A 24,487-nucleotide genomic window follows, 5' to 3' on the forward strand; every position below is an offset into this window, starting at 1 on the left:
CGGTCCAGGACGACTGTGATGAAATGCGATCCACCTCTTAGCGCGCCGCCATCACTTGCCGTGAAACCCCGCCTGATCCGCCATCTGTTTCTGCCGCCGCTGGTCATCCTGCTGATGATCGCGCTGGGCTACGTCACCTACCTGTACAGCGAAAACAACGGCATCAAGGCCCTTGGCGAAAACGGCGAGCGACAGCTTGAGCTGCACGCCCGTACCGTCGAAAGCGAAATCAATAAATACAACTACCTGCCCAGCGTGCTGGAGCTCGAATCCAATGTCTCCGAGTTGCTCAACGACCCGTCGCCGGAATTGCGCGGCAAGGTCAATGACTACCTCGAAGGTCTGAACCGCCGCAGCCGCAGCCGTGCCATTTACGTGCTCGACACCACCGGCCGCGTGCTGGCCACCAGTAACTGGCGCGATGCCGACAGTTATCTGGGCGAAGACCTGTCCTTCCGCGCCTATTACCAGGATGCGATCCGCGGGCTGCCTGGCCGTTTCTACGGTATCGGCAGCACCACCGGCGAGCCGGGTTATTACCTGGCCCACGGGCTTGAAGAGAAAGGCAAGATCATCGGTGTCGCGGTGATCAAGGTCCGCCTGGAGGCCCTTGAAGAGCGCTGGCAACGGGCCCGTCTGGAGGCCTTCGTCAGTGACGAAAACGGCATCATCATTCTGTCCAGCGATCCGACGCGGCGCCTGAAATCGGTGCGCCCGCTGACGCCGCAAATCAAGGAACGTCTGGCCCGCAGCCTGCAGTATTACTGGTGGCCGCTCAACGAGCTGGTGCCGTTGGAACGCGAGTCGATTGCCGAGGGCGTCGAGAAGCTGACCTTTCCGGCCAACAGCAGCGTCGACCATGAACACACCGTGGTCAGTTACCTGGCGCAGACCCGCGATCTGGCCGACACGCCATGGCACCTGACCTTGCTCACGCCGCTGGAAGACCTGCGTCGCGAAGCCGCCAATCAGGGCATGCTGGTGGCGGTAGCCTGTGCGCTGGCGATGTTCTTGCTGATCGCCTGGAACGAGCGGCGCAAGGTGATTTCGACACGTCTGGCCGCCCGCGAAGCGCTGGAAGAAGCCAACAACGAACTCGAACGTCGGATTACCGAACGCACGGCCGACCTGCGCGCCAGCAACGAACGCCTCAAGGGGCAGATTCGCGAGCGACGCCAGGCCGAAGAGACATTGCGCCAGGCCCAGGATGAACTGGTTCAGGCCGGCAAACTGGCCGCCATCGGGCAGATGTCGACCAGCATTGCCCATGAACTCAATCAGCCGCTGGCGGCATTGCGCACGCTCTCCGGCAATACCGTGCGTTTCATCGAACGCGGCGCGCTGGACACGGCGAGCACCAATCTGCGAACCATCAATGATCTGGTGGATCGCATGGGCCGTATCACTGCAAGCCTGCGTGCATTCGCCCGGCGCGGTGAAGACAAGGGCCAGGCGTCGCTGACCAAGGCCGTGGACGCGGCGCTGCAGCTGTTGGCAGGCCGCCTGGAACACAGCGCGCTGGAGCTTCATCAGGGGTTCGATGATGTCAAGCTGGCGATCGATCAGACGCGACTGGAGCAGATCCTGGTCAACCTGATCGGCAACGCCCTGGACGCGATGCAGGCGCAACCGCTGCCGGTGCTCTGGCTGCAAGGCGATGTGTTCGAAGGCCGCTATCGCCTGCTTGTGCGCGACAACGGCCACGGCATCGACGCCGAAGCGCGCAAGCATCTGTTCGAGCCGTTTTTCACCACCAAGCCCGGCGAGCAGGGGCTGGGCCTGGGGCTGACCTTGTCCGCCAGCCTTGCCGCAGCAGCGGGTGGCAGCCTGAACGCAGAGGACCCGGCCGAAGGCGGCACGATGTTTGTGCTGGTTTTGCCGTTGATGACCTCTCCCGGCATCCCCCTGTGAATTGTCCTGTCAACCTCCGTCCTGCAGGAGCGCGCTTGCCCGCGATGAGGTCGGCCAATGCAACATCCTTGGTGTTTGACGTACTGCAATCGCGGGCAAGCGCGTTCCTACAACTACGCGTGAGGCCTGCACATGAACACTGAATTGACCGTCCTCATCGTCGAAGATGACCCCCATGTCCTGCTTGGCTGCCAGCAGGCGCTGGCGCTGGAGGACATTCACAGTGAGGGCGTGGGCAATGCCGAGGAGGCGCTGGCGATAGTGGGCGACAATTTCGCCGGGATCGTCATCAGCGACATTCGCCTGCCAGGCATCGACGGGCTGCAATTGCTCAAGCGGCTCAAGGAGCGGGATCGGTCGTTGCCAGTGGTGCTGATCACCGGACACGGCGATGTATCGATGGCGGTCGGGGCCATGCGCGACGGCGCTTACGACTTTATGGAAAAGCCCTTCTCTCCCGAACGCCTGGTGGATGTCGCCCGACGTGCGTTGGAGCAGCGTGGGCTGGCGCGGGAGGTTTGGTCGCTGCGTCGGCAACTGGCCGAACGCGACTCGCTGGAAGGCAAGATCATCGGTCGTTCGGCGGCGATGCAGAATCTGCGCGCCCTGATCGCCAATGTCGCCGACACCTCCGCCAACGTGCTGATCGAAGGCGAAACCGGCACTGGCAAGGAACTGGTCGCCCGCTGCCTGCACGACTTCAGCCGTCGTCACGCCAATCAGTTCGTCGCGTTGAACTGCGGCGGTCTGCCGGAGAATCTGTTCGAAAGCGAAATCTTCGGCCACGAAGCCAACGCCTTCACCGGTGCCGGCAAGCGTCGCATCGGCAAGATCGAGCACGCCCACAACGGCACGCTGTTCCTCGACGAAGTGGAAAGCATGCCGATCAACCTGCAAATCAAACTGCTGAGGGTGTTGCAGGAGCGCACCCTTGAGCGATTGGGTTCCAACCAGAGTGTGGCGGTGGATTGCCGCGTGATCGCGGCCACCAAATCCGACCTCGACGAGATGAGCAAGGCCAGCCAGTTCCGCAGCGACCTGTATTACCGCCTCAACGTCGTCACGCTGGAATTGCCGCCGTTGCGCGAGCGTCGCGAAGATATCCTGCAACTCTTCGAACACTTTCTGCAGTTGTCGTCGCTGCGTTTCGATCGTGAGCCGCCACAGCTGGACGCGCAGACCTTGTCATCGCTGATGAGCCACGACTGGCCAGGCAACGTGCGCGAACTGCGCAACGTCGCCGAGCGTTACGCGCTGGGTCTGCCTGCGTTCAAGAAATCCGGAGCGACGGTCAGCGCCCAGAGCCTGGGGTTTTCCGAGGCTGTGGAAGCATTCGAAAAGAATTTGCTCAGTGAGGCGTTGCAGCGCAGTGGCGGCAATCTGAGCCAGGCCAGCCAGGAATTGGGCATGGCCAAGACCACCTTGTTCGACAAGGTGAAAAAGTACGGGCTGGGCTGATTCGTTGTAGACAGGATATGACATCTAAGCGCCGCGTCGATGATTCACGCGATATGGCATCTAACCGCCGCTTCGATGATTCACACGATACCTGTGGGAGTGAGCTTGCTCACGAAAGGGCCAGTGCATTCACTGCATCTGCTGTGGATGAACCTCAGTATTCGTGAGCAAGCTCACTCCCACAGGTTCAATCCGCATCTGCCTTGACCCGCGCATCCACTTCGGTCGCCAACGGCACCGTCGCAGACCCCCACACCATATGGCACCTAACCGCCGCTTAGATGATTCACGCGATATGACATCTAACTGCCGCTTCGATGATTCACGCGATACCTGTGGGAGTGAGCTTGCTCACGAAAGGGCCAGGGCATTCACTGCATCTGCTGTGGATGAACCTCAATATTCGTGAGCAAGCTCACTCCCACAGGTTCAATCCTCATCCGCCTTGATCCGCACCTCCACTTCGGTCGCCAACGGCACCGTCGCAGGCCCCCACACCATATGGCACCTAACCGCCGCTTCGATGATTCACGCGATACCTGTGGGAGTGAGCTTGCTCACGAAAGGGCCAGGGCATTCACTGCATCTGGTGGATGAACCTCAGCATTCGTGAGCAAGCTCACTCCCACAGGTTCAATCCGCATCTGCCTTGATCAGCGCATCCACTTCGGTCGCCAGCGGCGCCGTCGCAGACCCCCACACGATATGGCATCTAACTGCCGCTTCGATGATTCACGCGATACCTGTGGGAGTGAGCTTGCTCACGAAAGGGCCAGTGCATTCACTGCATCTGGTGGATGAACTTCAGCATTCGTGAGCAAGCTCACTCCACAGGTTTACCTCTCGTCCGCCTTGATCAGCGCATCGACTTCATCGATTTTGGGCGCTGTCGCAGGCCCCCAGCGGGTGACGGCAATTGCTGCTGCCGCATTGGCCCGCAACGCCGCTTGCTCCGCCGGCAGCCCTGCCGCCAAGCCTGCCAGCAACACTCCCGCATGGGCATCGCCCGCGCCATTGGTGTCGATGGCGGTGACCGGAAAGCCGCGCACCTGCTGCGTGTTACCGCCCTGCCTGATCCAGCAGCCCTGCGGCCCGTCACGCACGACGATCAGCGCCTGGCTGCTCAACCAATGCGCCAGACGCTCAAGCGCATCGGCCATCGCTTCGCAGCCGGTGAAGCGCAAAGCCTCTTCGCAATTGCTGGTCCACAGCGTGATCAGCGGCAGCACGGCCTGCATCTCGGCACTGTCCGGCGAGTTCACCAGCGGCCCCGGATCGAACACCACGCCCGCCCCTTCGGGCAACTCACCCAGCCATTCCAGCAGCGCCGACACCTTGCGCTTGTGCAACAGACTGTAGCCACTGACGAACACATAGTCTTCGGGACGGACCCTGACGCTGTGCAGGTCATCGCGGGACAAGCCGCCCTCTGAGCCGACGTAGGAAATGAACGAGCGCTCGGCAGACGGTTCGATCAATGCGACCGACAGGCCCGTATCCTGATCTTCCGAGCCAGGCGTCGCGACGTCGATGCCTTCAGCCGCCATCGCCTCACGCGCCAGATCGCCGAAGCGACCCTTGCCATGACGACCGAGGTAGACCGTCTGCATGCCGTTGCGGCAGGCAGCGGCCATCACATTGAAGCCACCGCCGGCCTCGAACGTTGCCGAGCTTGCGAGTACATCGCCCCCCGAGCGTGGCAAGGCGTCGAGCCCCATGACCAGATCAACCACGACCTGACCGGTGTACAGCAATCTAGCGGGCATGAGCAGCCTCTTCGGTAACGACGCGACGGTCGCGGGAACCGCCGAGAATGGCATACAGGCCGCCAGCAACCACGAAGGTCACGATCCAGCCCAAGCCGTTATGACCGAACCAGGAGTCAGACAGGAAGCCTTTGAACAACACGTTTTCCGGCGTGGTGGCGACGGTGGTGAAGCTGAAGCCGAGCACGATGGCCAGCGCCCAGGCACCCAGCGCACGCCACTCGATACCGCCGCTGTACCAATAGGCGCTGCGCGGTGAGACGTCCATCAAGTCCATGGCGGAATAGACATGGCGATGAATCAGGTCGACCACGAAGATCCCGACCCACGCCGTGATCGGCACCGCGAGCATCGAGATGAAGGTAATGAACGGACCGTAGAAGCTGTCGGCGATCAGCATGAAGTAAATCGAGCCGGCGAAGATCGCCACGATGTCAACGATGACCGCATGCACGCGCTTGATCTTCAGGCCCAGGGTCAAGGTGGTCAGGCCCGCCGAATAAACGGACAGATTGTTCGACAGCAGCAGGCCGCCGAAAGCCGTGATCAGATACGGCACGGCCATCCAGGTCGGCAGCAGCTCGCGAATGGCAATGATTGGGTCGGTGGCCGATGCCAGATGATCGTTGCCCACGGACAACAGACCACCGAGGGTGATCAGCAGCACCAGCGGAATGCCCGCCCCGAATGCCGCCGAAGCCACCAGCCCTGCGGCCTTCACGCTGCGGTGCTGGTAGCGCGACATGTCGGCGCCTGCGTTGGCCCAACCGATGCCCGTGCCCGCCGCCATGGTGCCAACGCCGATGATCATCGCGCTCAAAGGAGCCGGGGTTGCGTTGAATACCGCACTCCAATCGATGTGGGCAATGAGGAAGCCGCCGACCACGACGTTCAGCGCGCCGAAAATGTAGGTCGCCCATTTCTGGATGACCAGCAAAGTTGCGTGCCCCAGGCCGGAAACGGTAAGGGTCATCAGCACGAAGATAGCGATGAATACCAGCGTGAGCGCTGGCGCGCTCTTGGCTTCGACCGGAGTGCCGAACAGGATCGAACACAACGACAGCAACACGAAGGCCGCCGTGGTGGTGTTGACCGTTTCCCAACCCAGGCGCGACATCAGCGAGACGATGGTCGGACCGATGTTGCCGCGCACCCCGAAAATGGCGCGGGAGAGTGTCAGACTCGGCGCACGACCTCGACGGCCGGCAATGGAAATCACCCCGACCACGGCGAAAGAGCCCGCCGCTCCGAGAATTGCCACGAGGATGGCTTGCCCGATCGACAGCCCGCGAAAGGCCACCAAAGTAGCGCCAAGGGGAAGACCGAGAATGCTGATATTGGCCGCGAACCACACCCAGAACAGCTGCAGCGGATGACCGTTGCACTCGTTTTCCGGAACCGGCTCGATGCCGCGTGTTTCAAGCTGTCCTGCACCGTGAGTGGTGTTGGATGACGTCATGTGAATGCTCCTGTTGCCGTTTGTTCTGGTTGTGGGCAGTACGCAAAGCAAGCGACTTCCGTGTCGGATGGGGTGCTCGTTCTCTTCACGGAGCAAACGAACCCCGGATCACCACGTTTACCGGGGCGATGTGTGGATCTTTTTTATTCGATTCGGCACGCCAGGGCGCCGGCGTCGGTCAGACCGTACGCAAAGACAGCAACTGCTCGACCAGCGGGGAAAGCTCCAGGCTATTGACGGTCTGGATCTGTTCGATCAGCTCGACGGGCCACACTGACATGCCCTGAGAAGCCCCCAGCATCGCGCCGAGAATCGCCGCGATGGTGTCCGTGTCTCCGCCGAGACTGGCCGCCATGCACAGCGCATCGAAGGCCGACAACTGGCCGGACGCAACCTGATGCGCGAGAGCGAACGCTGCAATGACCGATTCCTGCGATGCCACCGATGTGCCGATCACGTCGTAGATCAAATCGGGCAACCGTTCATTGCTGACGCCAGCGCAGAGTTGCTTTGCCCAGACGATCCGCGCCGAGATCCGCGCACCGGCGATCCAGTGGCCATGACGTTCGGCGCGAACAGCGATACGGGCGCCGATGTCCAACGCGTCGCTGAGGTTGACGCCGTTGAGGCCGGCCGAGACTACGGCCGCGACGGCTGCCGCGCTGGAAATCCCGAGCGTGGTGTTGTGCGTCACCTGACAGGCCTGCATGACCGACTCAATGAACTGCTGCTCGTTGAGGACGTTCGCCGCGATACCCACCGGCGTGATGCGCATGGCCGCACCATTGGTGGTGCCGAAGCGTCCGGCTTCCTCAGGAGTGTGGCCTGCCAGAATCATTTCAATCGCACGTTTGGTCGATGGGCCAAGCAAATCCTGCGAACCCTTGGCCTGCATCACCGCTTCCCAGTCGATCAGGCTTTGCGCCAGATCCGAAGGCTGAATCAGCCCCCCGCCGGCGACCAGCAGTTCCGCGACCAGCACGGCCTGCTCGGTGTCATCGGTGATCGACCCGGCGGGCATGTTCGGCGCAATCGGCTGGTCGGCGTCGGCGGCGGTCAGGGTAGTGATTCGGTCGAAGCGCTGCTCGATCTGCTCGCGACTGAGCGATTGCGTGGGCATGCCCAGCGCGTCGCCAAGGGCCAGGCCATAAAAAGCGGCCATGGCGCGGTCAAGAATATCGATCAATGCGGTCATGTAGTCGATCCAAATGCCAAATGCAGACGAAAATGCACGGGGTCCAGAAGACTTTCCACGTGCTCCATGAAACGTTCGCGGCGATCGAAGGTGGTTCGGATCGCCTTGAGAAATACCGTGCCTGGCTCGCGCAGCATCAGCGCGGCGTCGTCGTTGTTCAGCGGTTCGGCGCCGATCCATTGATCACCGCGGTCACCCACGTAGCCGTGCGCGGCCATGGTCACCGTCAGCGAATCGTCGATCAACCCGTCGCGCGGCAGGTTTTCCAGGCCATCGACCGCTGGAACCAATACCCGCTCCAGTGACACCACGCTGCCGTCAGCGGCTGTACGGCAGCGATCCAGCGCGATGAAATCCGCTGCGCCGAATCGCCCTGCCAGATCGGGACGCTGCACCGCTTCCAGCCGCAGAATTTCGGTGCTGACTTTGGCGCCCGTGTCGGCCAATGCCTGGGCCCAGCCTGCGCGCTGATCCAGTGAAATGCCGTCGTAGGTCACGATCGAACCGACGCCGGTCTGGGTCGCGATGTAATTGCGGCGCTTGAGTTCGGACAGCGCCTCTCGCAGCGTGCCGCGACTGACATTGAATTCCTGAGCCAACAGGTTCTCACCTGGCAGCAACTCTCCCGAGCCCATCTGACCGGTTTCTATGCGCCGGGCAAGCTCGTCGACCACGCGTGTTTTCTTGTCAAATCGAACCTGTCTAATCATGTACAAATTGATATCCGAAAATGGTTGGCGGGAGCAAGCTATTTTTAAATCGCAATCGAACAGTTGTTACGTCTATCACGTTGCATTACGGACAAGCTCAGCTGCGCTGACGCGGTTGAAACCGTAGCAGCTGAGCTTGCTCGCGGTTCGCCGGGAGGACACTGCCGTTCACTCAGCGGGATTCACCACGCTGGATTGTTCGTCGATGATCTGACGAATGGCGCTGACGAAGACATCCACCGGTTGCCCGCCAGACACGGCGTATTGATCGTTGAAGACCATAGTAGGCACCGAGCTGACGCCTCGGGAGACCCAGAGTCGCTCCAGTTCTCGCACCTCTGCGGCGTATTCACCAGAGGCCAACACCGCTTCGGCGCGCGTGCGGTCCAGTCCGACTTTCTGTGCGATATCGGCCAGGACTGTGTGGCTGGAAACATCGGCGTGCTGGCTGAAATACGCCGTGAACAGTGCTTCTTTCAAGGGCTGCTGTTTGCCTTCCAATTCACCGCCCGCTACATCAACCCAATGCAGCAGCCGATGGGCGTCAAAAGTGTTGTAGATTCGCCGCTCGCCGGAGCTGAACACGAATCCCAGTTCAGCGCCGCGCTCGCGGATATGTTCGGCATTGGCCTGAAATTGCTCGCGGGTCGAGCCGTATTTTTCGGCGATGTGCTCGAAGATCTCCTGACCTTCCGCGCCCATTTGTGGATTCAACTCGAACGGCTGAAAGTGAATCTGCGCGTGCACTTCATCACCCAGATGCTCAAGCGCCTGATCCAGGGCGCGCAAGCCGATGATGCACCAGGGGCAGGAAACGTCGGAGATGAAGTCGATTTTCAGTGGAGTGCTCATGGCAGCCTCGTACGAAAGAGGGAAAAATGCACGATACGCTGAAGCAGAGACGAAGGGGATACGCGGTGGGTGCATGAGCCGGCGTATGGTCTCGGCAGTTTCAAACGGTCAGTTTCGAGCTTCAGGCCAATCGCGAGTTGAACGACATTCAGCTTAAGGCTTGAAGCTTGCTGTTCGACGCTGCTTCCCAAGAGTTGGGCGACGTGGGAAGCGTGCTCGCGATGCTCACGCAGCTACAGCAATACCGCTGCCATCGGGAGCGCCTTGCATGCCTTCTGATGAAGGCGGCCGATGTAAGCCTTGAGTAGCGAGCCTCAAAGCTGCAGGAAAGCAACTGCAGGAGCGCGCTTGCCCGCGATTGCGTCGTGTCAGACAACATCGCTGCGTCTGGTCTCTCGCGATCGCGGCAAACGCGCGCCTACAGGGTTACGTGTTACGCCAGTTCGCTACGCAACTGCCGAGCCGCCGCCACCATGTTCACCAACGCCGCCTCGGTTTCCGGCCAGGCACGGGTTTTCAGGCCGCAGTCGGGGTTGACCCATAGACGGTCAGCCGCAATGCGCTGCACAGCCTTGCTCATCAACTTAACCATCTCGGCCGTGTCCGGCACCCGCGGCGAGTGGATGTCATAGACGCCGGGGCCAATGTCGTTCGGGTAATCGAAGGCCTTGAAGGCCTCCAGCAATTCCATGTCCGAGCGTGAGGTTTCGATGGTGATCACGTCAGCATCCATCGCCGCAATGGACTCAATTACATCGTTGAATTCGCTGTAGCACATGTGGGTGTGGATCTGTGTTTCGTCCCGCACACCAGAGGCGCAGAGACGGAAGGCTTCCACCGCCCAGTCCAGGTACTCATTCCACTGCGCACGACGCAATGGCAACCCTTCACGGAAGGCCGCTTCGTCGATTTGTACGATCTTGATCCCGGCATTTTCCAGGTCCACCACTTCATCACGAATCGCCAGCGCCAACTGCTGGGCTTGCACCTTGCGCGACACGTCTTCACGCGGGAAGGACCACATCAGCATGGTCACCGGGCCAGTCAGCATGCCCTTCATCACTTTGTCGGTCAGGCTCTGGGCGTACTCGATCCAGTTGACCGTCATCGCCTTCGGACGGCTCAGGTCGCCGAAGATCACCGCCGGTTTCACGCAACGCGAACCGTAGCTCTGCACCCAGCCGAAGCGGCTGAAGACGTAGCCGTCCAGCTGCTCGGCGAAGTATTCGACCATGTCGTTGCGCTCGGCCTCACCATGCACCAGCACATCCAGCCCCAGACGCTCCTGGATTTCCACCGCGTGGCGAATCTCGGCGCGCATCGCATCGTTGTAGTCGTTGGCCGACAACTTGCCCTGTTTCCAGGACTGACGCGCCAGACGAATCGACGCTGTTTGTGGGAATGAGCCGATCGTTGTGGTCGGAAATGCCGGCAGATTCAGACGCGCGCGCTGCACTTCAATACGTTCTGCAAATACCGACTGGCGCTGACTGTCCACCGCCGTGATGGCCGCCAGACGCGCCTGCACTTCAGGTTTGTGGATGCGTGGAGACTGCTTGCGGCTCTGTTGGACAGCGCGGCTTTCGGCCAGCGCGTTTTGTACACCAGGCGCCTCTGGGTCATTGAGCGCTGCCGTGAGCACCGAGATCTCGGCGCACTTCTGCCTGGCAAAGGCCAGCCAGCTTTTCAGTTCGGCATCGAGCTTGTCTTCCCGCTCCAGGTTGACCGGGCTGTGCAGCAGCGAGCACGACGCGGCGACCCACAGATTGTCGGCAAAACGCAGCTGAGCCTCGATCAAAAGCTCGCAAGCGGCGTCGAGATCGCAACGCCAGACGTTACGGCCATTGATCACACCCAGCGACAACACTTTGTACGTCGGCAGGCGATCAAGTAACGCTGGCAGTTGCTCAGGAGCGCGCACCAGGTCGACATGCAGACCATCCACGGGCAGGGCAACCGCCAGACCGAGATTGTCTTCCAGACCGCCGAAATAGGTTGCGATGAGCTTTTTCAACGGCGAGTACTGCAGGCTGTGATAAGCGCGCTCGAAAGCGTTTTTCCAGTCTTGGGGCAGATCCAGGCACAGAATCGGCTCATCGATCTGCACCCATTCCACACCCTGCCCCGCCAGCCGGCCAAGGATTTCGCCGTAGATCGGCAACAAGCGATCAAGCAGTTCCAACTTGTCGAAACTGTCCCCCTTGGCCTTGCCCAGCCAGAGATAAGTCAATGGCCCGATGATCACTGGCTTGACCTTGTGGCCCAACGCACGCGCTTCTTCCACTTCGTCGAACAGCTGTTCCCAGCTCAGTTTGAAGCGCTGCTCCCGGGTGAATTCCGGGACCAGGTAGTGGTAGTTGGTATCGAACCACTTGGTCAGTTCCTGAGCGTACTGCGCCTTGCCATGGCTGCCGCCGCAGCAGGTGTCGCTGGCGCCGCGGGCCATAGCGAACAGGGTGTCGAGGTTCGGCAGAGCTTTGTCGTTGCGCACTTGGGCGAACCGCTCCGGGATCACGCCGAAGGTCAGGGAGTGGGTCAGGACCTGGTCGTACCAGGCGAAATCGCCTACAGGCAGCAGGTCGATACCGGCGTCTTTCTGCAGCTGCCAGTGAGTGGCGCGCAGGTCGCGTCCTACGGCTCGCAGGGCGGCCTGGTCGATATCGCCTTTCCAGTAGGCCTCAAGCGCCTTCTTCAGTTCACGATCAGCGCCGATGCGCGGGAATCCAAGATTATGGGCCAGGGCCATGACGACTACTCCGTTCAAAATAGGCCGGCATTGTCGACACCGCATCAGACATGAGACAAACTCATTGTGTTCGTGTTGATCACAAAATTCATTCATGGAGCGCCAAGGTGCTGGAAATACGCCACCTGAAAACTTTGCATGCGCTGCGCGAGGCTGACAGTTTGGTGGATGCCGCCGACCGGTTGCATCTGACTCAGTCCGCGCTGTCCCACCAGTTCAAGGAACTGGAGGAGCGCATGGGCATGCCGCTGTTCGTGCGCAAGACCAAGCCGGTGCGCTTCACCAGCGCGGGTTTGCGCCTGTTGCAACTGGCTGACTCAGTACTGCCGCAGCTGCGCAGCGCCGAGCGTGACATTTCGCGCCTGGTCGGGGGCGTGGCCGGGCGTCTGCACATGGCGATCGAATGCCACAGCTGCTTTCAGTGGCTGATGCCGACCATCGACCAATTCCGCGATGCCTGGCCCGAAGTGGAACTGGACCTGGCCTCCGGCTTCGCCTTCGCCCCCCTTCCCGCTTTGGCCCGTGGCGACCTGGATCTGGTGGTAACGTCCGACCCGGTGGATCTGCCGGGCATTACCTATGTGCCGCTGTTCACCTACGAAGCGATGCTCGCCGTCGCCAATCAACATCCGTTGGCGGGCAAGCCGTTCGTCGTGCCCGAAGACCTGGCCAGCGAGACGTTGATCACCTATCCGGTGGAGCGGGATCGACTGGATATCTTCACGCGTTTTCTGGAGCCGGCCGACATCGAACCCGCGCAGGTACGCACGTCTGAGCTGACGGTGATGATGATGCAGCTTGTCGCCAGTGGCCGTGGCGTGTGTGGGATGCCGCACTGGGCACTGCATGAATACAGCTCACGGGGTTACGTGAAAGCCAAGCGCCTGGGTGAGAAAGGTCTGTTTGCAACACTGTACGCAGCGATCCGCGCCGACATGCTGGATGCGCCGTACATGCGCGATTTCCTGCTGACGGCCAAGGACACGTCATTTTCGACGCTGGATGGAGTGAGTGCGGTTCGTTGAGGTTCCGTTGTCCCTTCTAGCTGCACGGCTTGCCGGCGGTGGCGATTCCAAGGATACCTACCGCCGGCAACCCGCGCAGCTACAGGTTCAGGCAATCAACTGGCGATACAACGGCAAGATCGAATCCCGCGTCAATGGTGCCAGATGCAGATGATCAACGCCCCCGGCATCGACCCAGACGACCTCCTCGATCTCTGCCGCTGGCACGACGTCCTGCCCAACGTCTAGCCGATACAACTGGCAATTCACCTCGAATCCCGGCTCATTGGCTGCAGCGGCGCAAAACTCGCCGAGAAACTGCGCCTGCTCCGGCTCGATCAGCAACCCCAACTCTTCGTGCAGTTCGCGAGCCAGCGCCTGGGCAGGCGACTCACCCGCATCGATCTTGCCGCCCGGCTGCATGAACGCCTGAGTGCCGCGCTTGCGCACCAGCAAGGTCCGCCCATCCGCCCCGATCAGCAATGCGGCGGCGATACGAATCACCTTCACAGCACCACCTCGGTTTTCAGCGCACGAGTTTCTGCGGCGCGCTCCAGTGCCAGCGCGATCAGGCGATCGATCAACTCCGGATAGCTCAAGCCGCTGGCCTGCCAGAGTTTCGGGTACATGCTGATGGAGGTGAAGCCAGGGAGCGTGTTGACCTCGTTGACGATGATTTCCCGCGCCTCGGTGACGAAAAAATCCACCCGCGACAGACCGGCGCAACCCAGCACGCGATAGGCCTGCAGCGCCACCTCACGGACTTCGTCGCTCAAATCGGCGGGCAACTCGGCCGGGATCGCAATGCGCGCCTGGCCGTCGTTCAGGTACTTGGTGTCATAGGCGTAGAACTCGTCATTGGCGACCACTTCACCACAGACGCTGACCTGCGGTTGGTGGTTGCCCAACACCGCGCACTCCACTTCACGACCGACGATCCCCTGCTCCAGCAACACCTTGTTGTCGTAATCGAACGCCAGCTTCAATGCCGCGGCATAGCTGGCTTCGTCAGTGACTTTGCTCACGCCGACCGATGAGCCCTGGCTGGCCGGTTTGACGAACAACGGCAGGCCCAGTTGCGCGGAAACGCTGACGAAATCCACCGTTTCTCCACGGTGCAACACCGCGAACGGCGCCACGGCAATCCCGGCGTCGCGCAACAGACGCTTGGTGACGTCCTTGTCCATACACACCGCAGAGCCCAGCACATCGGGGCCTACGCACGGGATGTCGAGCAGACGCAGCAGCCCCTGCAACGAACCATCCTCGCCGGAGCTGCCGTGAATCAGCGGGAAGACCACGTCGATGCGCGGGACTTCCAGACCGGTGTCCACCTCGACGAATTGCGGCCCGGTGGCGCCCGGCATCAGCGACAGCAGACCGCCCGATTCGCTGAGCTTGATATGCGCGGGGTCATTGGCGTTGTGCACGTAGTCGCGTTCGTCGAAACGCAGCCAGCGGCCCAGTTTGTCGATGCCGATCAGGGTGATGTAGTAGTTGTTGCGATCAATCGCGTTGATCACGTTGCGCGCCGATTGCAACGACACTTCATGCTCGGAGGATTGCCCACCGAAAACGATGGCGACTGACTTTTTCAAAGTGGAAGGCTCCTGGATTTCAGGTCGCAGAGCTAAAAGCAATTTGCGTCGTTAGTCCAGCCCCAAGGGCATTGGGTTGACGGAATGCAGAGGAGCGCCGTGGGGCACGGGGACTTTTATGTATATCCGCCATGGGTGGTGTTGCTGATCACGGTTGCGCTTTTCAGCTGGTCACTTGGAAAAGCCCCCAAGTAACCAAGAGGGCTTGCTCCCGGTTTGGCCTGCACCCACTCGCGATCTGGGTCGTCTGGGCTGTCGCGTTATAAGAGCAAAAGCAACAGCAAGATCAAGCGTGAACGCAGAAGCGGCAGGCGGATCTGACCCGTGTGTGAGACGTCGTAACCTCCGACGTCTCACACAGGGATTGCGTCAACCCTCAGATATTTCGTGAGCATCAGTCCTTTTTCGCGCCAGACCCAAAAGTGGCAAAACGCTTATTGAACCCCGCGATACGACCTTCGGTAGTCGTCTTGCGCTGCTGCCCCGTATACATCGGATGCGACGCACTGGACACATCCAACGCGACATACGGATACGTATTGCCATCGCTATGCTTCTGTGTGCGATCGGTATCAACCGTCGACCCGATCAGAAAAAACACGTCAGCCGCGGTGTCATGAAACAGAACCTGACGGTACTCGGGATGGATATTGGCTTTCATGGTGCTCTCCAGATTTAAGTAATCATGTAATACGTTATACCGTAACGAATTGAAAAAGTTCAACCGCCGACTTTTTTGTAACCGTTACAACTTTCGACTTTGCTGGCGACGCCAGGATCGCTAACGTTCGCGCCGCCGACAAAAGCGCCACCCGATGCCCATCGGGAATGGAATAAAAAAATATCACCAGGAGGTTGTGCAATGCAGTTGATAGATCGCTACGAAATGACCCTTCCCGGCCACATGCGGCTGGTCGATGCCCGAAGCGCATTGAATTACCTCGAGCGCTTCATTCAGAGCATAGACGGCCCGGTCGACAGCGAACTGCTGGAAGAGAAGATGGAGCCATTGGTAGAGGCTCTCAATGACGCCGCCGACGACGCACGCCCAGTGAGCGGGCACGAAGCGTTTCAGCTCAAGGCATGCGAATGGGGTTACATCGCCCTGTCGCCCAAAGAGCGTGACATGTTGCACCTCATCCGCTGCTGCACCGAAGAAGGACAAGAGGACATCTCGCGCATGATCACCCAAATCCAGGAGCGCAAGCCCCGGCCGGACCTTCGGTAATCGGCGGCGAGCAGTCCGATGGTTAATGTCCATCGATCTGACAGGCGAGGCCCTTGAAGCAACGAGGCGCGCCATTGCAGCGCGCCTCGCTCTACGTCATGCCGCTTCCTGAAAATCCATCTCGGGCGGTTGACGACGGAAACCACCGGTGAGCCAGGCCAGGTAGACACAGCCAATGGCCAGCCAGCCCAGGCCAAGGGTGATAGCCATCTTGTCCAGACTGGCCATCAACCACAGGCAGGCTGCTGCCCCGATGAGAGGAAAGATCAGAAACAGCACCGCTTCGCGCAATCCGCGATTCTTGGCGCCGATCCAGTAATGAAAGATCACGGACACGTTGACCAGCGTGAAAGCCAGGAACGCACCGAAGTTGATGAACGAGGTCGAGGTCGTGACGTCCAGCTTCAGCGCCATCAATGCCACCACCCCGCACAGCACGATGCTGTTGACCGGGGTACCGAATCGCTCACTCACGCGCCCGAAGAACGACGTCGACAGCACGCCATCGCGACCCATCGCGTAGAGCAATCGCGATCCGCTGGCCTGTGCCGCCAGACCCGAAGCAAACTGGCCAACGACCATGCCAATCATGAAGAAGCTCACGAACAGGTCACCGCCTATGTTTTTTGCAATTTCATAGGCAGCAGAATCCGAGTTCTCGAACACGATCGAGGGATGGGCCAGCTGCACGAAATAAGATACGACGATGAAGGTCAGGCCGCCAATCAGTGTAATCAGCATGATGGCCCGGGGAATGGTGCGAACCGGATCTCGTGTCTCCTCGGTCATGGTACTGACCGCATCGAAACCCAGGAACGAATAGCAGGCAATCGCTGAACCGCCCATGATCATAGGCAGCTTCATGTCACCCGAGAAAAACGGCTTCAACGTCCACAGCGGCGTGCTCGCATCCCCACCGATGTAATGAATGCATAGGACCACGAACGCCACCAGAACCAGCATTTGAATGAGCATCAACAAGGCACTGACCTTGTTCGCCAACTTAAGGCCGACGATGTTGATGACGCTGGTGATTATGATGAACGCGAGCACCCAGACCGGCTGCGGTATCGAAGGAAAGGCCGATCCCAGATAAGCCGCGCCGATCAGCCAAATAGCCATCGGAAGGAACAGATAGTCGAGCAGCACCGCCCAGCCAGCCAGGAAGCCCAGTTTCGGGCTGATGGCCTTTCGAACGTAGCTATAGGCTGAGCCAGCCACGGGGAACGCCGCCGCCATATGCCCATAGCTCAATGCGGTAAAGAACATTGGCACCAGAGCCGCCAGATACGCCGCGGGAACCATGCCATTGGTGGATGTAGCGAGAATACCGAATGTTGCGAGAACCACCGTAGGGGTCATATAGGCGATGCCGAACAGCACCACCGCCCCCAATGAAAGAGTGCGTTGCAGACGAGCCATGAGCTATTTACTCCGGAATTATTGATCTTATGGCAGAGAAAACTTCGGCAGAACAAAACCTTGTTTTTATGGGTACAGGGCTGACCGCACCCACGCCTTGTGCGGGAACGATCATTGAGTAGCGATCAGGGGATCAACAGCTCGCGCAGGCCGTCGGCATGTTCGATGACATCCCCTGGCAGTCGGACGCGTTGATCGTTCAGGTAGCGGTAGTCCTGCCGCGCCGCCTGTAACTGGCTGAAATCAAGCTCGACGCTGAAACGGGATTCGTCGCGTCCGGCTTCATGCAACAGGGTGCCGAATGGGTCTACCAGCGCGCTGCCGCCAGCGAATACCAGGCTGCCCGTGCCTGCGCCAACCCGGTTGACCATCACCGCCAGGGCCTGGTTTTCCTGGGCTCGGGCCATGATTGCGGTGCGATGGGTGGGCCCGTAGGGGTCCATGTTGCCGTTGGTGACGATGAGCAAATCGGCGCCCAGTTGGGCAAGCGCGCGCGCCGTCTCCGGGAATTCGATGTCGTAGCAGATCAGCAGGCCGACGCGCACACCGTTCCACTCGCAGGTGGCGAACCGATCACCAGGCTCAAATACGCCGCGCTCCGAAGGCCACAGGTGTGTCTTGCGATAACGAAGGGCGATGCCTTCGGGGGTGATCAACAGCGTGGTGTTGTAAAACCGGCCGCCGTCGTTTTCGGCAAAGCCAATGGCCACAGCGAGGTTTCGCTCACGAGCGGCATGCTGCACGGCCTGTATGGTGGGGCCGTCCTCCGGTTCTGCAACAGCGGCTACCGTGTCGACGGTAGGAAAGCCCATCAGATAGGTTTCCGGGAATACGACCAGTTGGGTGTCACTGTCGCAGGCGGCAATCGCTGCGAGCGCGCGTTGCAGGTTATAAGCGGTATCGCTGTCACGGCCTGCCAGTTGCGCGAATTCGACCTTCATGGGTTCTCCTTATCGAGTCACGTTGCCAATCAGGCACAAAATGCTGGCCTGATCATTGGCTCTGCGGGCAGTATGCGCATCAGCAAGTGTTACGGGGTATTACGCAGCTGTAGTAACCCAATAGGGGTAGATCAATGACAATCGCACTTGGGGACATCGCCTGGCATCGCTCGGTCGCGCAGTTGATCGAAGCGCTGGACCGGCCGAATTTCTGGGCCCAATTGGTGCGCCTGCTCAATCAATTCGTCACTTTCGATAGCTGGGTCGCACTGCAATTCAGCTCCGGCCAGCGCCCTCAAGTCTTCGCCGAATGCCCGGGCGAGGATGGCAGTCCCGACCAGCTGTTTCAGGACTACCTCAAGGGCCTGTACCTGCTCGACCCTTTCTATATCGCCAGTCGCGAGCGTTCGCAAAGCGGCCTGTTTCGCCTGGCCGAAGTGGCGCCCGAGCACTTCGAACTGACCGAGTACTACCAGCGATACTTTTGTCTGAATGTCGTGGCCGATGAAATCCAGTTCAATTGCCAGCTCGACAACGACCGAACTCTCTGCCTGTCGCTGGGTTCGACGCAGCGTTTCAGCGCCGAGCAGATTGCCTTGCTGTCGATGATTCAACCGTGGGTGACCGCCCTGCTCCGTCAACGACTGCCTTTCGAACTGGCAGAGCCAATGTCCGAAAACGAACCGGCCAGTCTGCAACTCCCGGCAACGGACTGGCGCACGCAGCTCGAAGCGTCGGTTCAGCAAAGCCGTGGCGCTCAGTTGACGGCGCGGGAGCTTGATGTCGGACGGCTGATGCTCAGCGGCTGCTCGAGCAAGGAGATCGCGCGCAAACTGGACATTTCTGCCGAGACCGTGCGCGTACACAAGAAACATATCTACAGCAAGCTGGGGATCAAATCGCAGTCAGAGTTGTTTTCGATTTTTCTTCAGGCGCAAAGTGTTTGAGCGCAGAAAGTCTTGCCGAACAAGAGCGCGGCGCACGCGGGATTCCGGCGAACACTGCACCTCGTTTTCACCCCATCGCGCCTTGCAGACGCTGTGCGAAATGATGGCGTTCATCCGGTCCACTTAATGCGTCGGACAGGCCGCTGCGTCCGGGACAGCTTGCCCCAGGTCCGTGTCATACAGGCGTAATCGGTTATCGCCCGTCGCCAGCGTGCTTTGAAGTCGCCAGTAGCAGGGAATCTCCAACCCGATGTTGGCATCGCCAACATGGTCCACCAGCCATACGCGGCGGGTCTGAGGCGGCAGGCTGTCGAGGCGTGGAATCTGCACTTCTGCCAGGTCAAGGCCGTACGGGGCGTTGAAAGAACCCGATATCCCGCTTTTTATCGAGAACTGCGCAGAACCTCCGCGCCAGTAAAGATAGGGACGAACCGGGCTGCGATTGTAGTACTCCAGGCTCGGGTAATAAAAAAGGTTCAGCACCATGATCTGATCACCTGGGGTATAACGCCTGGCAATGACGTCGGCGATCTCGTCCGCTCGTTCCTGCGTCGGACCCGCGTCCGAGTTGTTGGTCTCCGGTGTCCGGTGGAGGTTTCCAAGCCCTGCCCACTCGATACCTAAAACAAGAATGAAGATCGAAACGGCCAGCCAGCATCGGTAACGCGCCAGTCTGTCCAGCGCCACACCTAACAATATCGGCAGACCAATGGCTGAAAACAGCAGGTAACGCGCCATGAAGAGCGGCATTGCCAATGACACCCCGAATACGATCAGTGGTGGCATTACACAATAAATCACCAGCAGCCAGGAAAGATGCGGCCACTGCCTGTCGCTCAAGATGCAGTACGCACAGAGCGCCAGGATGGCTGGCACGATTCCCCAGAAAACAATCGCCGATAAGTCCGGTTGCCTATCAAGCGTCAGGTATTGCCACAACACTGCAGGCACGGAATGCAGCGTGACGGGCTGAATCCAGCTCAGGTTGGAGGCGTGGCCCAATTGCTCGATGAACGAAGGTAACCACGGCACGAACAACATCCCGATCAGCGAATTGGCCATCCACCACTTAGGATCAAGAATGTATCGCCACCGCGCCTTAGCCGAGGGCACAGTGATTGTCGCCAGGTATAACCAGTGCGCAGCAACTCCCGTGATTGCCAGGTAGTGGGTGTAAAGTCCGGCCGCGACCAGCAAAGCATAGGCCGCCAGTGGCGTGTGTTGGCGAGGGTGTCTGATCCAGTACACCAAGGCGATCGTGGCACCGGTCATCCACATCCCCAGCAGCGCATACATTCGAACCTCTTGACCGTAGCGAACGGCAATCGGCAATAGCGCCAGCGATACCCCCGCGATGATAGCCGCACGACGATTGGCGATGAGCGCGGTCAGCCAGATCCCCAGCCCCACCGTAACCACGCCTACACAAGCGCTCAGGGCACGGATGGAAAAAAGGTCGGTCCCAAACAACCTCGTCCATCCGCTGAGCATGAGGTAATACAGCGGGGGATGCACATCGACGACAGCAACTGCCAATAACTTCGCGGGAGAGTGAGTGCTCATCACCAAACTGAACGCCTCATCTGCCCAAAGCACAGCCCAAGTCAGCCGATAGAACCGCACGGCTGCGGCCAAGAGCAGGATCGGCACCCACCACCATCGGGCAAGCAGGTCCTTGGTCGAGGCCGGTTCCAAGATGTTATTCATCCTGTTGTGCGTGCCTGAGGACCTGCTTCACCACATACCGTGGCCGATGCTTGCTCTCCAGGTAAATCCTGCCGATGTATTCCCCCATGATGCCGATGCCGATCAATTGCGTGCCGCCCAGAAACAGCACCGACACCATCAGCGAGGAGTAGCCGGGCACCGGGTTGCCGTTGATGGCGTATTGCAGCATCAGGAACGTGGCGTACATCAGGGTCAAAAAAGAGAGGGTGCCGCCGATGTAAGTCCATACGCGCAAGGGCACAGTGCTGAACGAGGTGATCCCGTCCAGGGCCAGATTCCACAGTTTCCACGCGCTGAACTTGCTGCTGCCCGCTGCTCTGGGGGCACGGTCGTATTCAATGGTCACCGCATCGAATCCCGCCCATGACAACATGCCCTTCATGAACATCTGCTGCTCGGGCATGTCCTTGAGGACCTCCACAACCTTGCGGTCCAGCAACCGGAAGTCGCCGACGTTTTCTTCGATCCGGGTAGCCGATATCTGCCGCAGAAGCTTGTAGAACAACCCCGCCGAATGACGCTTGAAGAAGCCGTCTTCGCTGCGATGCCGACGCTTGGCCAGAACGATATCGGCGCCTTCGCACCAAGCCTCGATGAGCTGCGCGATTACACTGATCGGGTCCTGAAGATCGACATCCACGGGGATCACCGCATCGCCCGTGGCGTATTCCAGTCCAGCGAGCAGGGCTGCTTCCTTGCCAAAATTTCGCGAAAAGGTCAGTAGCGCGACATGGCGATCTGCAGCCACGATGGACTTGGCGATCCGGTTGGTCGCGTCTTGGCTGCCGTCATCGACGAAGACGATCTCGATCGACCAGCGCTGCAACTGTGGATCGTCACGGATGGCCCGATGGAACATTTCCACGGCCTGTTCTTCGTTGTAGAGAGGCACCACCAGTGAGACCTTCACGATGCCGTTCCCCGAAATACCACGCGCCTGGCGAAGGTGTAGCCCAGTATCAGGCTCAAAGCGGTGAATACCAGCAGCGTCACGATCGGCGCCCACGCCAGCGTATCCCCAAGTGCGCCAACGCCAAGGCTCACCAGCCCCATGAACGCGCAATAGGTCCAGTAGCGGCGCCAGGATCGGTAGCTCTGGAAGGTAAAACGCGCGTTGAGATAGAAGGAAAGCGAGACGGCCGCGACAAACCCGGCCAGATTGCTAATAGTCTGGGACACGCCCCAGAGCGAGTGAATCAGCAGGAAGACCACGGCATGGAAACCGGTATTGATCAATCCCACTATGCAATAGCGGGCGAACTCATGAAGCAATGTCATGATCGACAATCCTTGTCGGTGACCCTCTTGGTCAACTGCTGACCCGGTTCGGCGCCGGGTCATAACGTCCTTGGTAGAAGTTAAGTTCGCGCAGTTGGCTTGTGCATGACCACCTGTCGGGTCGCAACGAGCGCCAGAACTTGGGTCTGTGTCCGCCTGCTCGCAGCTGGAGACATTCTGTAATACCCCTCCTTTGCATTTTTGTTACGAAAGCGCCACCCTGCGCGCCGCCGATCCGCCCCCTCTGGTGGCGTTGAACCAAGGTCAGATATGACCCTCTTCTCTATACAGACTTTCAAAGAGCTCACCGTCATGACGAACGGACGCGACCATCGAATCGACTTCTTTCGAGGTCTGGCGCTGATCTTCATTTTTTGGGATCACGTACCGGATAATCCCCTCGCTCAACTGACCCTACGCAATTTCGGCTTCAGCGATGCCGCAGAGGTGTTCGTGTTCCTGGCAGGTTACGCCGCGGTCCTGGCGTACGGCCGCGTCGCGCAACGTGACGGCTATATCGTCGCCTGCGTGCGCATCTTGCGCCGTACCTGGGTGTTGTACGTCGCGCACATTTTCCTGTTGACGCTGCTGATGGGCATTGTCTTCGTCGCCAACAACCATGTCGAAACCCGCGACATGGTGCGCGAAATGGGCCTGGAATATTTCGTCGGCAACCCCCAGCAAGCGCTGGCGGACGAGTTGCTGCTGCGCTTCAAACCCAACCTCACCGACCCGTTGCCGCTGTACATCCTGTTGATGGGCGCTTTGCCGCTGGTGCTGCCGATCATGCTGCGCAACGCGACCGTCGCGGTCGGCCTGTCGATTGCGCTGTACATGATGGTGCCGTTGTTCGGCTGGAACCTGCGCGCCTACGAAGGCGGCGGCTATTGGTATTTCAACCCGGTGGCCTGGCAACTGATTTTCGTGCTCGGTGGCGCCTTTGCCATGTATACGCAACGCCCTGCCACGCCTGCTGCCAACCCTCGCCCCGCCTGGCAGCAACCGCTGTTCCTGCTTACAGTGGTGTACATGCTCGGCGCCGGAACCATCACCTTCCTGTGGAAATTCCCCGCCGTCCACGACGCGCTGCTGCCCAAGGCGTTTACCGATCTGATCTACCCGATCAGCAAGACTGACCTTTCGCCGCTGCGTCTGCTGCACTTCGTGGCGCTGGTGTACGTCGTGGCGAAAATTCTCCCGTCCTCTCACGCCTGGCTCGACAACTGGCCCGCTCAGCAAACCTGCCGCATGGGCCGTTATTCACTGGAAATCTTTTGCCTGGGCGTGTTGCTCGCTCCGCTGGCGGACATGGTTAACGCGCTATCCGATGATGCATGGCAGATGCGTGTCATCACCGCGTTACTGGGGCTGGGAATCATGCTGCTGTTATCCAACTGGCTAGAGCTGAACAAGCGGCTTGGGCGGGCAAAGGCCGCACAGGTGGCGCAAGTTTGAGAACGGCGTCTCATTAAGCGTTATCTTCGGAAAACTCCTACGCGGTTGTCAGGCAAAGCTTTTTCGCAAAGTGCCGTTATATGTAAGTGTGAACAAACCAGCGAGGAATGGAAGATGCAAGTCACACCCTTGATGACAGGGCCCACGTGGCCTACTACACGTTATGGCGCGCTTGACAAAGACCTCACCGTGTCTGAAAACATAAATCCCCCTGAAATAGCTACGACAGAAAAAGACGTAACCCTGGAAAAACCGTGGTTGAAAGAACCCGGCTATACAGGTATCGATAACATGAGAGATTATCTATCGGGACTACGAATATTCGCATATCTCGAGCTACAGATGATGAAATGGTCTTACGATAGTTTTGACAACGATCTAGCGAAAGAGAATCCTGAGTTAGCTGAAAAGAATTTTGGATTTTCGATCGATAGAAGCGGGCGCATCAATATTCTTGACCCAGATGAGAACCTGTCCGAAGAAGAAGTATCATGTCTGACGCAACGACTCGAACAATGTGACGGACTTCAACGTGGCGCCCGTGAAATCACACAGATAATCAAACTTATCGCAAAATACGACAAGGCGGAATTCGGTCAGTATCAAAATTTAAACCCTGGTGCCCTCGCGGAAAGCCTGGACTATCGCGCGATATTTCGCAGTGAGGATATGGCTCAGACCTGGAGAAGTCAGCTACATCAGCATGCACAGACACAAGTACAGACGCAGAGGCAGACAGAGATACAAGCGCAGACACAAAGCCCATCCATATCAGAGGTGGTCTAACAC

At 59.4% G+C, this 24,487-nt stretch carries 21 protein-coding genes; 7 read left to right on the top strand and 14 right to left on the bottom strand.

Annotated elements, in window-relative coordinates; genetic code table 11:
- The first annotated feature begins 18 nt into the window (after positions 1 to 18).
- Together aauS and aauR are read left to right on the top strand one after the other, a co-directional pair.
- Positions 19 to 1,911, top strand: a complete 1,893-nt coding sequence (gene aauS / locus CE491_RS20120; protein ID WP_110950092.1) for a two-component sensor histidine kinase AauS — start codon at positions 19 to 21, stop codon at positions 1,909 to 1,911.
- Between the two features lie 132 nt (positions 1,912 to 2,043).
- Positions 2,044 to 3,369, top strand: a complete 1,326-nt coding sequence (gene aauR, locus CE491_RS20125; protein ID WP_110950093.1) for a two-component response regulator AauR — start codon at positions 2,044 to 2,046, stop codon at positions 3,367 to 3,369.
- An 836-nt stretch (positions 3,370 to 4,205) separates the two neighbouring features.
- Here the strand turns inward: aauR and CE491_RS20130 are convergent.
- The 6 genes from CE491_RS20130 to metE form a co-directional block, all read right to left on the bottom strand.
- The gene (locus tag CE491_RS20130; RefSeq protein ID WP_110950094.1) at positions 4,206 to 5,135 is read right to left on the bottom strand and encodes a PfkB family carbohydrate kinase; all 930 of its coding nucleotides are present in this window, start codon (positions 5,133 to 5,135) and stop codon (positions 4,206 to 4,208) included.
- Positions 5,125 to 6,594, bottom strand: coding sequence for a purine-cytosine permease family protein (locus tag CE491_RS20135; RefSeq protein WP_110950095.1), 1,470 nt, complete (start codon positions 6,592 to 6,594; stop codon positions 5,125 to 5,127). The genes CE491_RS20130 and CE491_RS20135 overlap by 11 nt, the downstream gene beginning before the upstream one ends.
- A gap of 178 nt (positions 6,595 to 6,772) precedes the next feature.
- On the bottom strand, positions 6,773 to 7,789 hold the full coding sequence (locus CE491_RS20140; RefSeq protein ID WP_110950096.1) for an ADP-ribosylglycohydrolase family protein: 1,017 nt from the start codon (positions 7,787 to 7,789) through the stop codon (positions 6,773 to 6,775).
- On the bottom strand, positions 7,786 to 8,499 hold the full coding sequence (locus tag CE491_RS20145) for a GntR family transcriptional regulator (RefSeq protein WP_199885186.1): 714 nt from the start codon (positions 8,497 to 8,499) through the stop codon (positions 7,786 to 7,788). Before CE491_RS20145 ends, CE491_RS20140 begins: the two co-directional genes overlap by 4 nt.
- Positions 8,500 to 8,667: 168 nt before the next feature.
- Complete coding sequence (locus CE491_RS20150) at positions 8,668 to 9,351, bottom strand: DsbA family oxidoreductase (RefSeq protein ID WP_110950098.1); 684 nt, start codon at positions 9,349 to 9,351, stop codon at positions 8,668 to 8,670.
- 433 nt (positions 9,352 to 9,784) lie between these two features.
- A complete protein-coding gene (gene metE, locus CE491_RS20155; RefSeq protein ID WP_110950099.1) occupies positions 9,785 to 12,097 on the bottom strand; it encodes a 5-methyltetrahydropteroyltriglutamate--homocysteine S-methyltransferase in 2,313 nt (770 codons plus the stop codon).
- Between the two features lie 107 nt (positions 12,098 to 12,204).
- Here metE and metR point away from each other — a divergent pair, with 107 nt between their 5' ends.
- Positions 12,205 to 13,122, top strand: coding sequence for a transcriptional regulator MetR (gene metR / locus CE491_RS20160; RefSeq protein ID WP_110950100.1), 918 nt, complete (start codon positions 12,205 to 12,207; stop codon positions 13,120 to 13,122).
- 87 nt (positions 13,123 to 13,209) lie between these two features.
- On the opposite strand, the gene CE491_RS20165 is transcribed toward metR, so the two are convergent.
- The 3 genes from CE491_RS20165 to CE491_RS20175 all read right to left on the bottom strand — a co-directional run bounded on the left by CE491_RS20165 (position 13,210) and on the right by CE491_RS20175 (position 15,360).
- A complete protein-coding gene (locus CE491_RS20165; protein WP_110950101.1) occupies positions 13,210 to 13,611 on the bottom strand; it encodes an NUDIX hydrolase in 402 nt (133 codons plus the stop codon).
- On the bottom strand, positions 13,608 to 14,699 hold the full coding sequence (gene ddlA, locus CE491_RS20170; protein ID WP_110950102.1) for a D-alanine--D-alanine ligase: 1,092 nt from the start codon (positions 14,697 to 14,699) through the stop codon (positions 13,608 to 13,610). Before ddlA ends, CE491_RS20165 begins: the two co-directional genes overlap by 4 nt.
- Positions 14,700 to 15,093: 394 nt before the next feature.
- On the bottom strand, positions 15,094 to 15,360 hold the full coding sequence (locus tag CE491_RS20175) for a type B 50S ribosomal protein L31 (RefSeq protein ID WP_110950103.1): 267 nt from the start codon (positions 15,358 to 15,360) through the stop codon (positions 15,094 to 15,096).
- A 201-nt stretch (positions 15,361 to 15,561) separates the two neighbouring features.
- Here CE491_RS20175 and CE491_RS20180 point away from each other — a divergent pair, with 201 nt between their 5' ends.
- Positions 15,562 to 15,927, top strand: a complete 366-nt coding sequence (locus tag CE491_RS20180; protein ID WP_110950104.1) for a hypothetical protein — start codon at positions 15,562 to 15,564, stop codon at positions 15,925 to 15,927.
- A 96-nt stretch (positions 15,928 to 16,023) separates the two neighbouring features.
- Here CE491_RS20180 and CE491_RS20185 read toward each other — a convergent pair whose 3' ends face one another.
- Together CE491_RS20185 and CE491_RS20190 are read right to left on the bottom strand one after the other, a co-directional pair.
- On the bottom strand, positions 16,024 to 17,349 hold the full coding sequence (locus CE491_RS20185) for an APC family permease (protein ID WP_110950105.1): 1,326 nt from the start codon (positions 17,347 to 17,349) through the stop codon (positions 16,024 to 16,026).
- A 125-nt stretch (positions 17,350 to 17,474) separates the two neighbouring features.
- Positions 17,475 to 18,290 carry a carbon-nitrogen hydrolase family protein gene (locus CE491_RS20190; RefSeq protein WP_110950106.1) on the bottom strand — a complete coding sequence of 272 codons (816 nt, stop codon included), beginning with the start codon at positions 18,288 to 18,290 and terminating at the stop codon, positions 17,475 to 17,477.
- Positions 18,291 to 18,424: 134 nt separating this feature from the next.
- Between CE491_RS20190 and CE491_RS20195 the strand changes: the two genes are divergently transcribed.
- Complete coding sequence (locus CE491_RS20195; protein WP_110950107.1) at positions 18,425 to 19,237, top strand: helix-turn-helix transcriptional regulator; 813 nt, start codon at positions 18,425 to 18,427, stop codon at positions 19,235 to 19,237.
- A 123-nt stretch (positions 19,238 to 19,360) separates the two neighbouring features.
- Here the strand turns inward: CE491_RS20195 and CE491_RS20200 are convergent, their stop codons facing one another.
- Genes CE491_RS20200 through CE491_RS20210 form a run of 3 tightly spaced genes read right to left on the bottom strand, consistent with a single transcriptional unit; the run spans position 19,361 to position 22,243 of the window.
- Positions 19,361 to 20,944, bottom strand: coding sequence for a glycosyltransferase family 39 protein (locus CE491_RS20200; RefSeq protein ID WP_110950108.1), 1,584 nt, complete (start codon positions 20,942 to 20,944; stop codon positions 19,361 to 19,363).
- The gene (locus tag CE491_RS20205; protein ID WP_110950109.1) at positions 20,937 to 21,875 is read right to left on the bottom strand and encodes a glycosyltransferase family 2 protein; all 939 of its coding nucleotides are present in this window, start codon (positions 21,873 to 21,875) and stop codon (positions 20,937 to 20,939) included. Before CE491_RS20205 ends, CE491_RS20200 begins: the two co-directional genes overlap by 8 nt.
- Complete coding sequence (locus tag CE491_RS20210; RefSeq protein WP_199885187.1) at positions 21,872 to 22,243, bottom strand: GtrA family protein; 372 nt, start codon at positions 22,241 to 22,243, stop codon at positions 21,872 to 21,874. Before CE491_RS20210 ends, CE491_RS20205 begins: the two co-directional genes overlap by 4 nt.
- 312 nt (positions 22,244 to 22,555) lie before the next feature.
- Between CE491_RS20210 and CE491_RS20215 the strand changes: the two genes are divergently transcribed.
- Both CE491_RS20215 and CE491_RS20220 read left to right on the top strand, forming a co-directional pair.
- Positions 22,556 to 23,698, top strand: a complete 1,143-nt coding sequence (locus tag CE491_RS20215) for an OpgC domain-containing protein (RefSeq protein WP_110950111.1) — start codon at positions 22,556 to 22,558, stop codon at positions 23,696 to 23,698.
- 114 nt (positions 23,699 to 23,812) lie between these two features.
- The gene (locus tag CE491_RS20220; protein WP_110950112.1) at positions 23,813 to 24,484 is read left to right on the top strand and encodes a hypothetical protein; all 672 of its coding nucleotides are present in this window, start codon (positions 23,813 to 23,815) and stop codon (positions 24,482 to 24,484) included.
- Positions 24,485 to 24,487 lie beyond the last annotated feature (3 nt).

Origin of the sequence: Pseudomonas bohemica, assembly GCF_002934685.1 — a bacterium.
Taxonomy (GTDB): domain Bacteria; phylum Pseudomonadota; class Gammaproteobacteria; order Pseudomonadales; family Pseudomonadaceae; genus Aquipseudomonas; species Aquipseudomonas bohemica.

Excerpts from the sequence above, each read along its gene's own strand:
- aauS (WP_110950092.1), top strand. The coding sequence starts at position 19 with ATGAAATGCGATCCACCTCTTAGCGCGCCGCCATCACTTGCCGTGAAA.
- aauR (WP_110950093.1), top strand. The coding sequence starts at position 2,044 with ATGAACACTGAATTGACCGTCCTCATCGTCGAAGATGACCCCCATGTC.
- CE491_RS20130 (WP_110950094.1), bottom strand. The coding sequence starts at position 5,135 with ATGCCCGCTAGATTGCTGTACACCGGTCAGGTCGTGGTTGATCTGGTC.
- CE491_RS20135 (WP_110950095.1), bottom strand. The coding sequence starts at position 6,594 with ATGACGTCATCCAACACCACTCACGGTGCAGGACAGCTTGAAACACGC.
- CE491_RS20140 (WP_110950096.1), bottom strand. The coding sequence starts at position 7,789 with ATGACCGCATTGATCGATATTCTTGACCGCGCCATGGCCGCTTTTTAT.
- CE491_RS20145 (WP_199885186.1), bottom strand. The coding sequence starts at position 8,499 with ATGATTAGACAGGTTCGATTTGACAAGAAAACACGCGTGGTCGACGAG.
- CE491_RS20150 (WP_110950098.1), bottom strand. The coding sequence starts at position 9,351 with ATGAGCACTCCACTGAAAATCGACTTCATCTCCGACGTTTCCTGCCCC.
- metE (WP_110950099.1), bottom strand. The coding sequence starts at position 12,097 with ATGGCCCTGGCCCATAATCTTGGATTCCCGCGCATCGGCGCTGATCGT.
- CE491_RS20175 (WP_110950103.1), bottom strand. The coding sequence starts at position 15,360 with ATGAAAGCCAATATCCATCCCGAGTACCGTCAGGTTCTGTTTCATGAC.
- CE491_RS20180 (WP_110950104.1), top strand. The coding sequence starts at position 15,562 with ATGCAGTTGATAGATCGCTACGAAATGACCCTTCCCGGCCACATGCGG.
- CE491_RS20185 (WP_110950105.1), bottom strand. The coding sequence starts at position 17,349 with ATGGCTCGTCTGCAACGCACTCTTTCATTGGGGGCGGTGGTGCTGTTC.
- CE491_RS20190 (WP_110950106.1), bottom strand. The coding sequence starts at position 18,290 with ATGAAGGTCGAATTCGCGCAACTGGCAGGCCGTGACAGCGATACCGCT.
- CE491_RS20195 (WP_110950107.1), top strand. The coding sequence starts at position 18,425 with ATGACAATCGCACTTGGGGACATCGCCTGGCATCGCTCGGTCGCGCAG.
- CE491_RS20200 (WP_110950108.1), bottom strand. The coding sequence starts at position 20,944 with ATGAATAACATCTTGGAACCGGCCTCGACCAAGGACCTGCTTGCCCGA.
- CE491_RS20210 (WP_199885187.1), bottom strand. The coding sequence starts at position 22,243 with ATGACATTGCTTCATGAGTTCGCCCGCTATTGCATAGTGGGATTGATC.
- CE491_RS20215 (WP_110950111.1), top strand. The coding sequence starts at position 22,556 with ATGACGAACGGACGCGACCATCGAATCGACTTCTTTCGAGGTCTGGCG.
- CE491_RS20220 (WP_110950112.1), top strand. The coding sequence starts at position 23,813 with ATGCAAGTCACACCCTTGATGACAGGGCCCACGTGGCCTACTACACGT.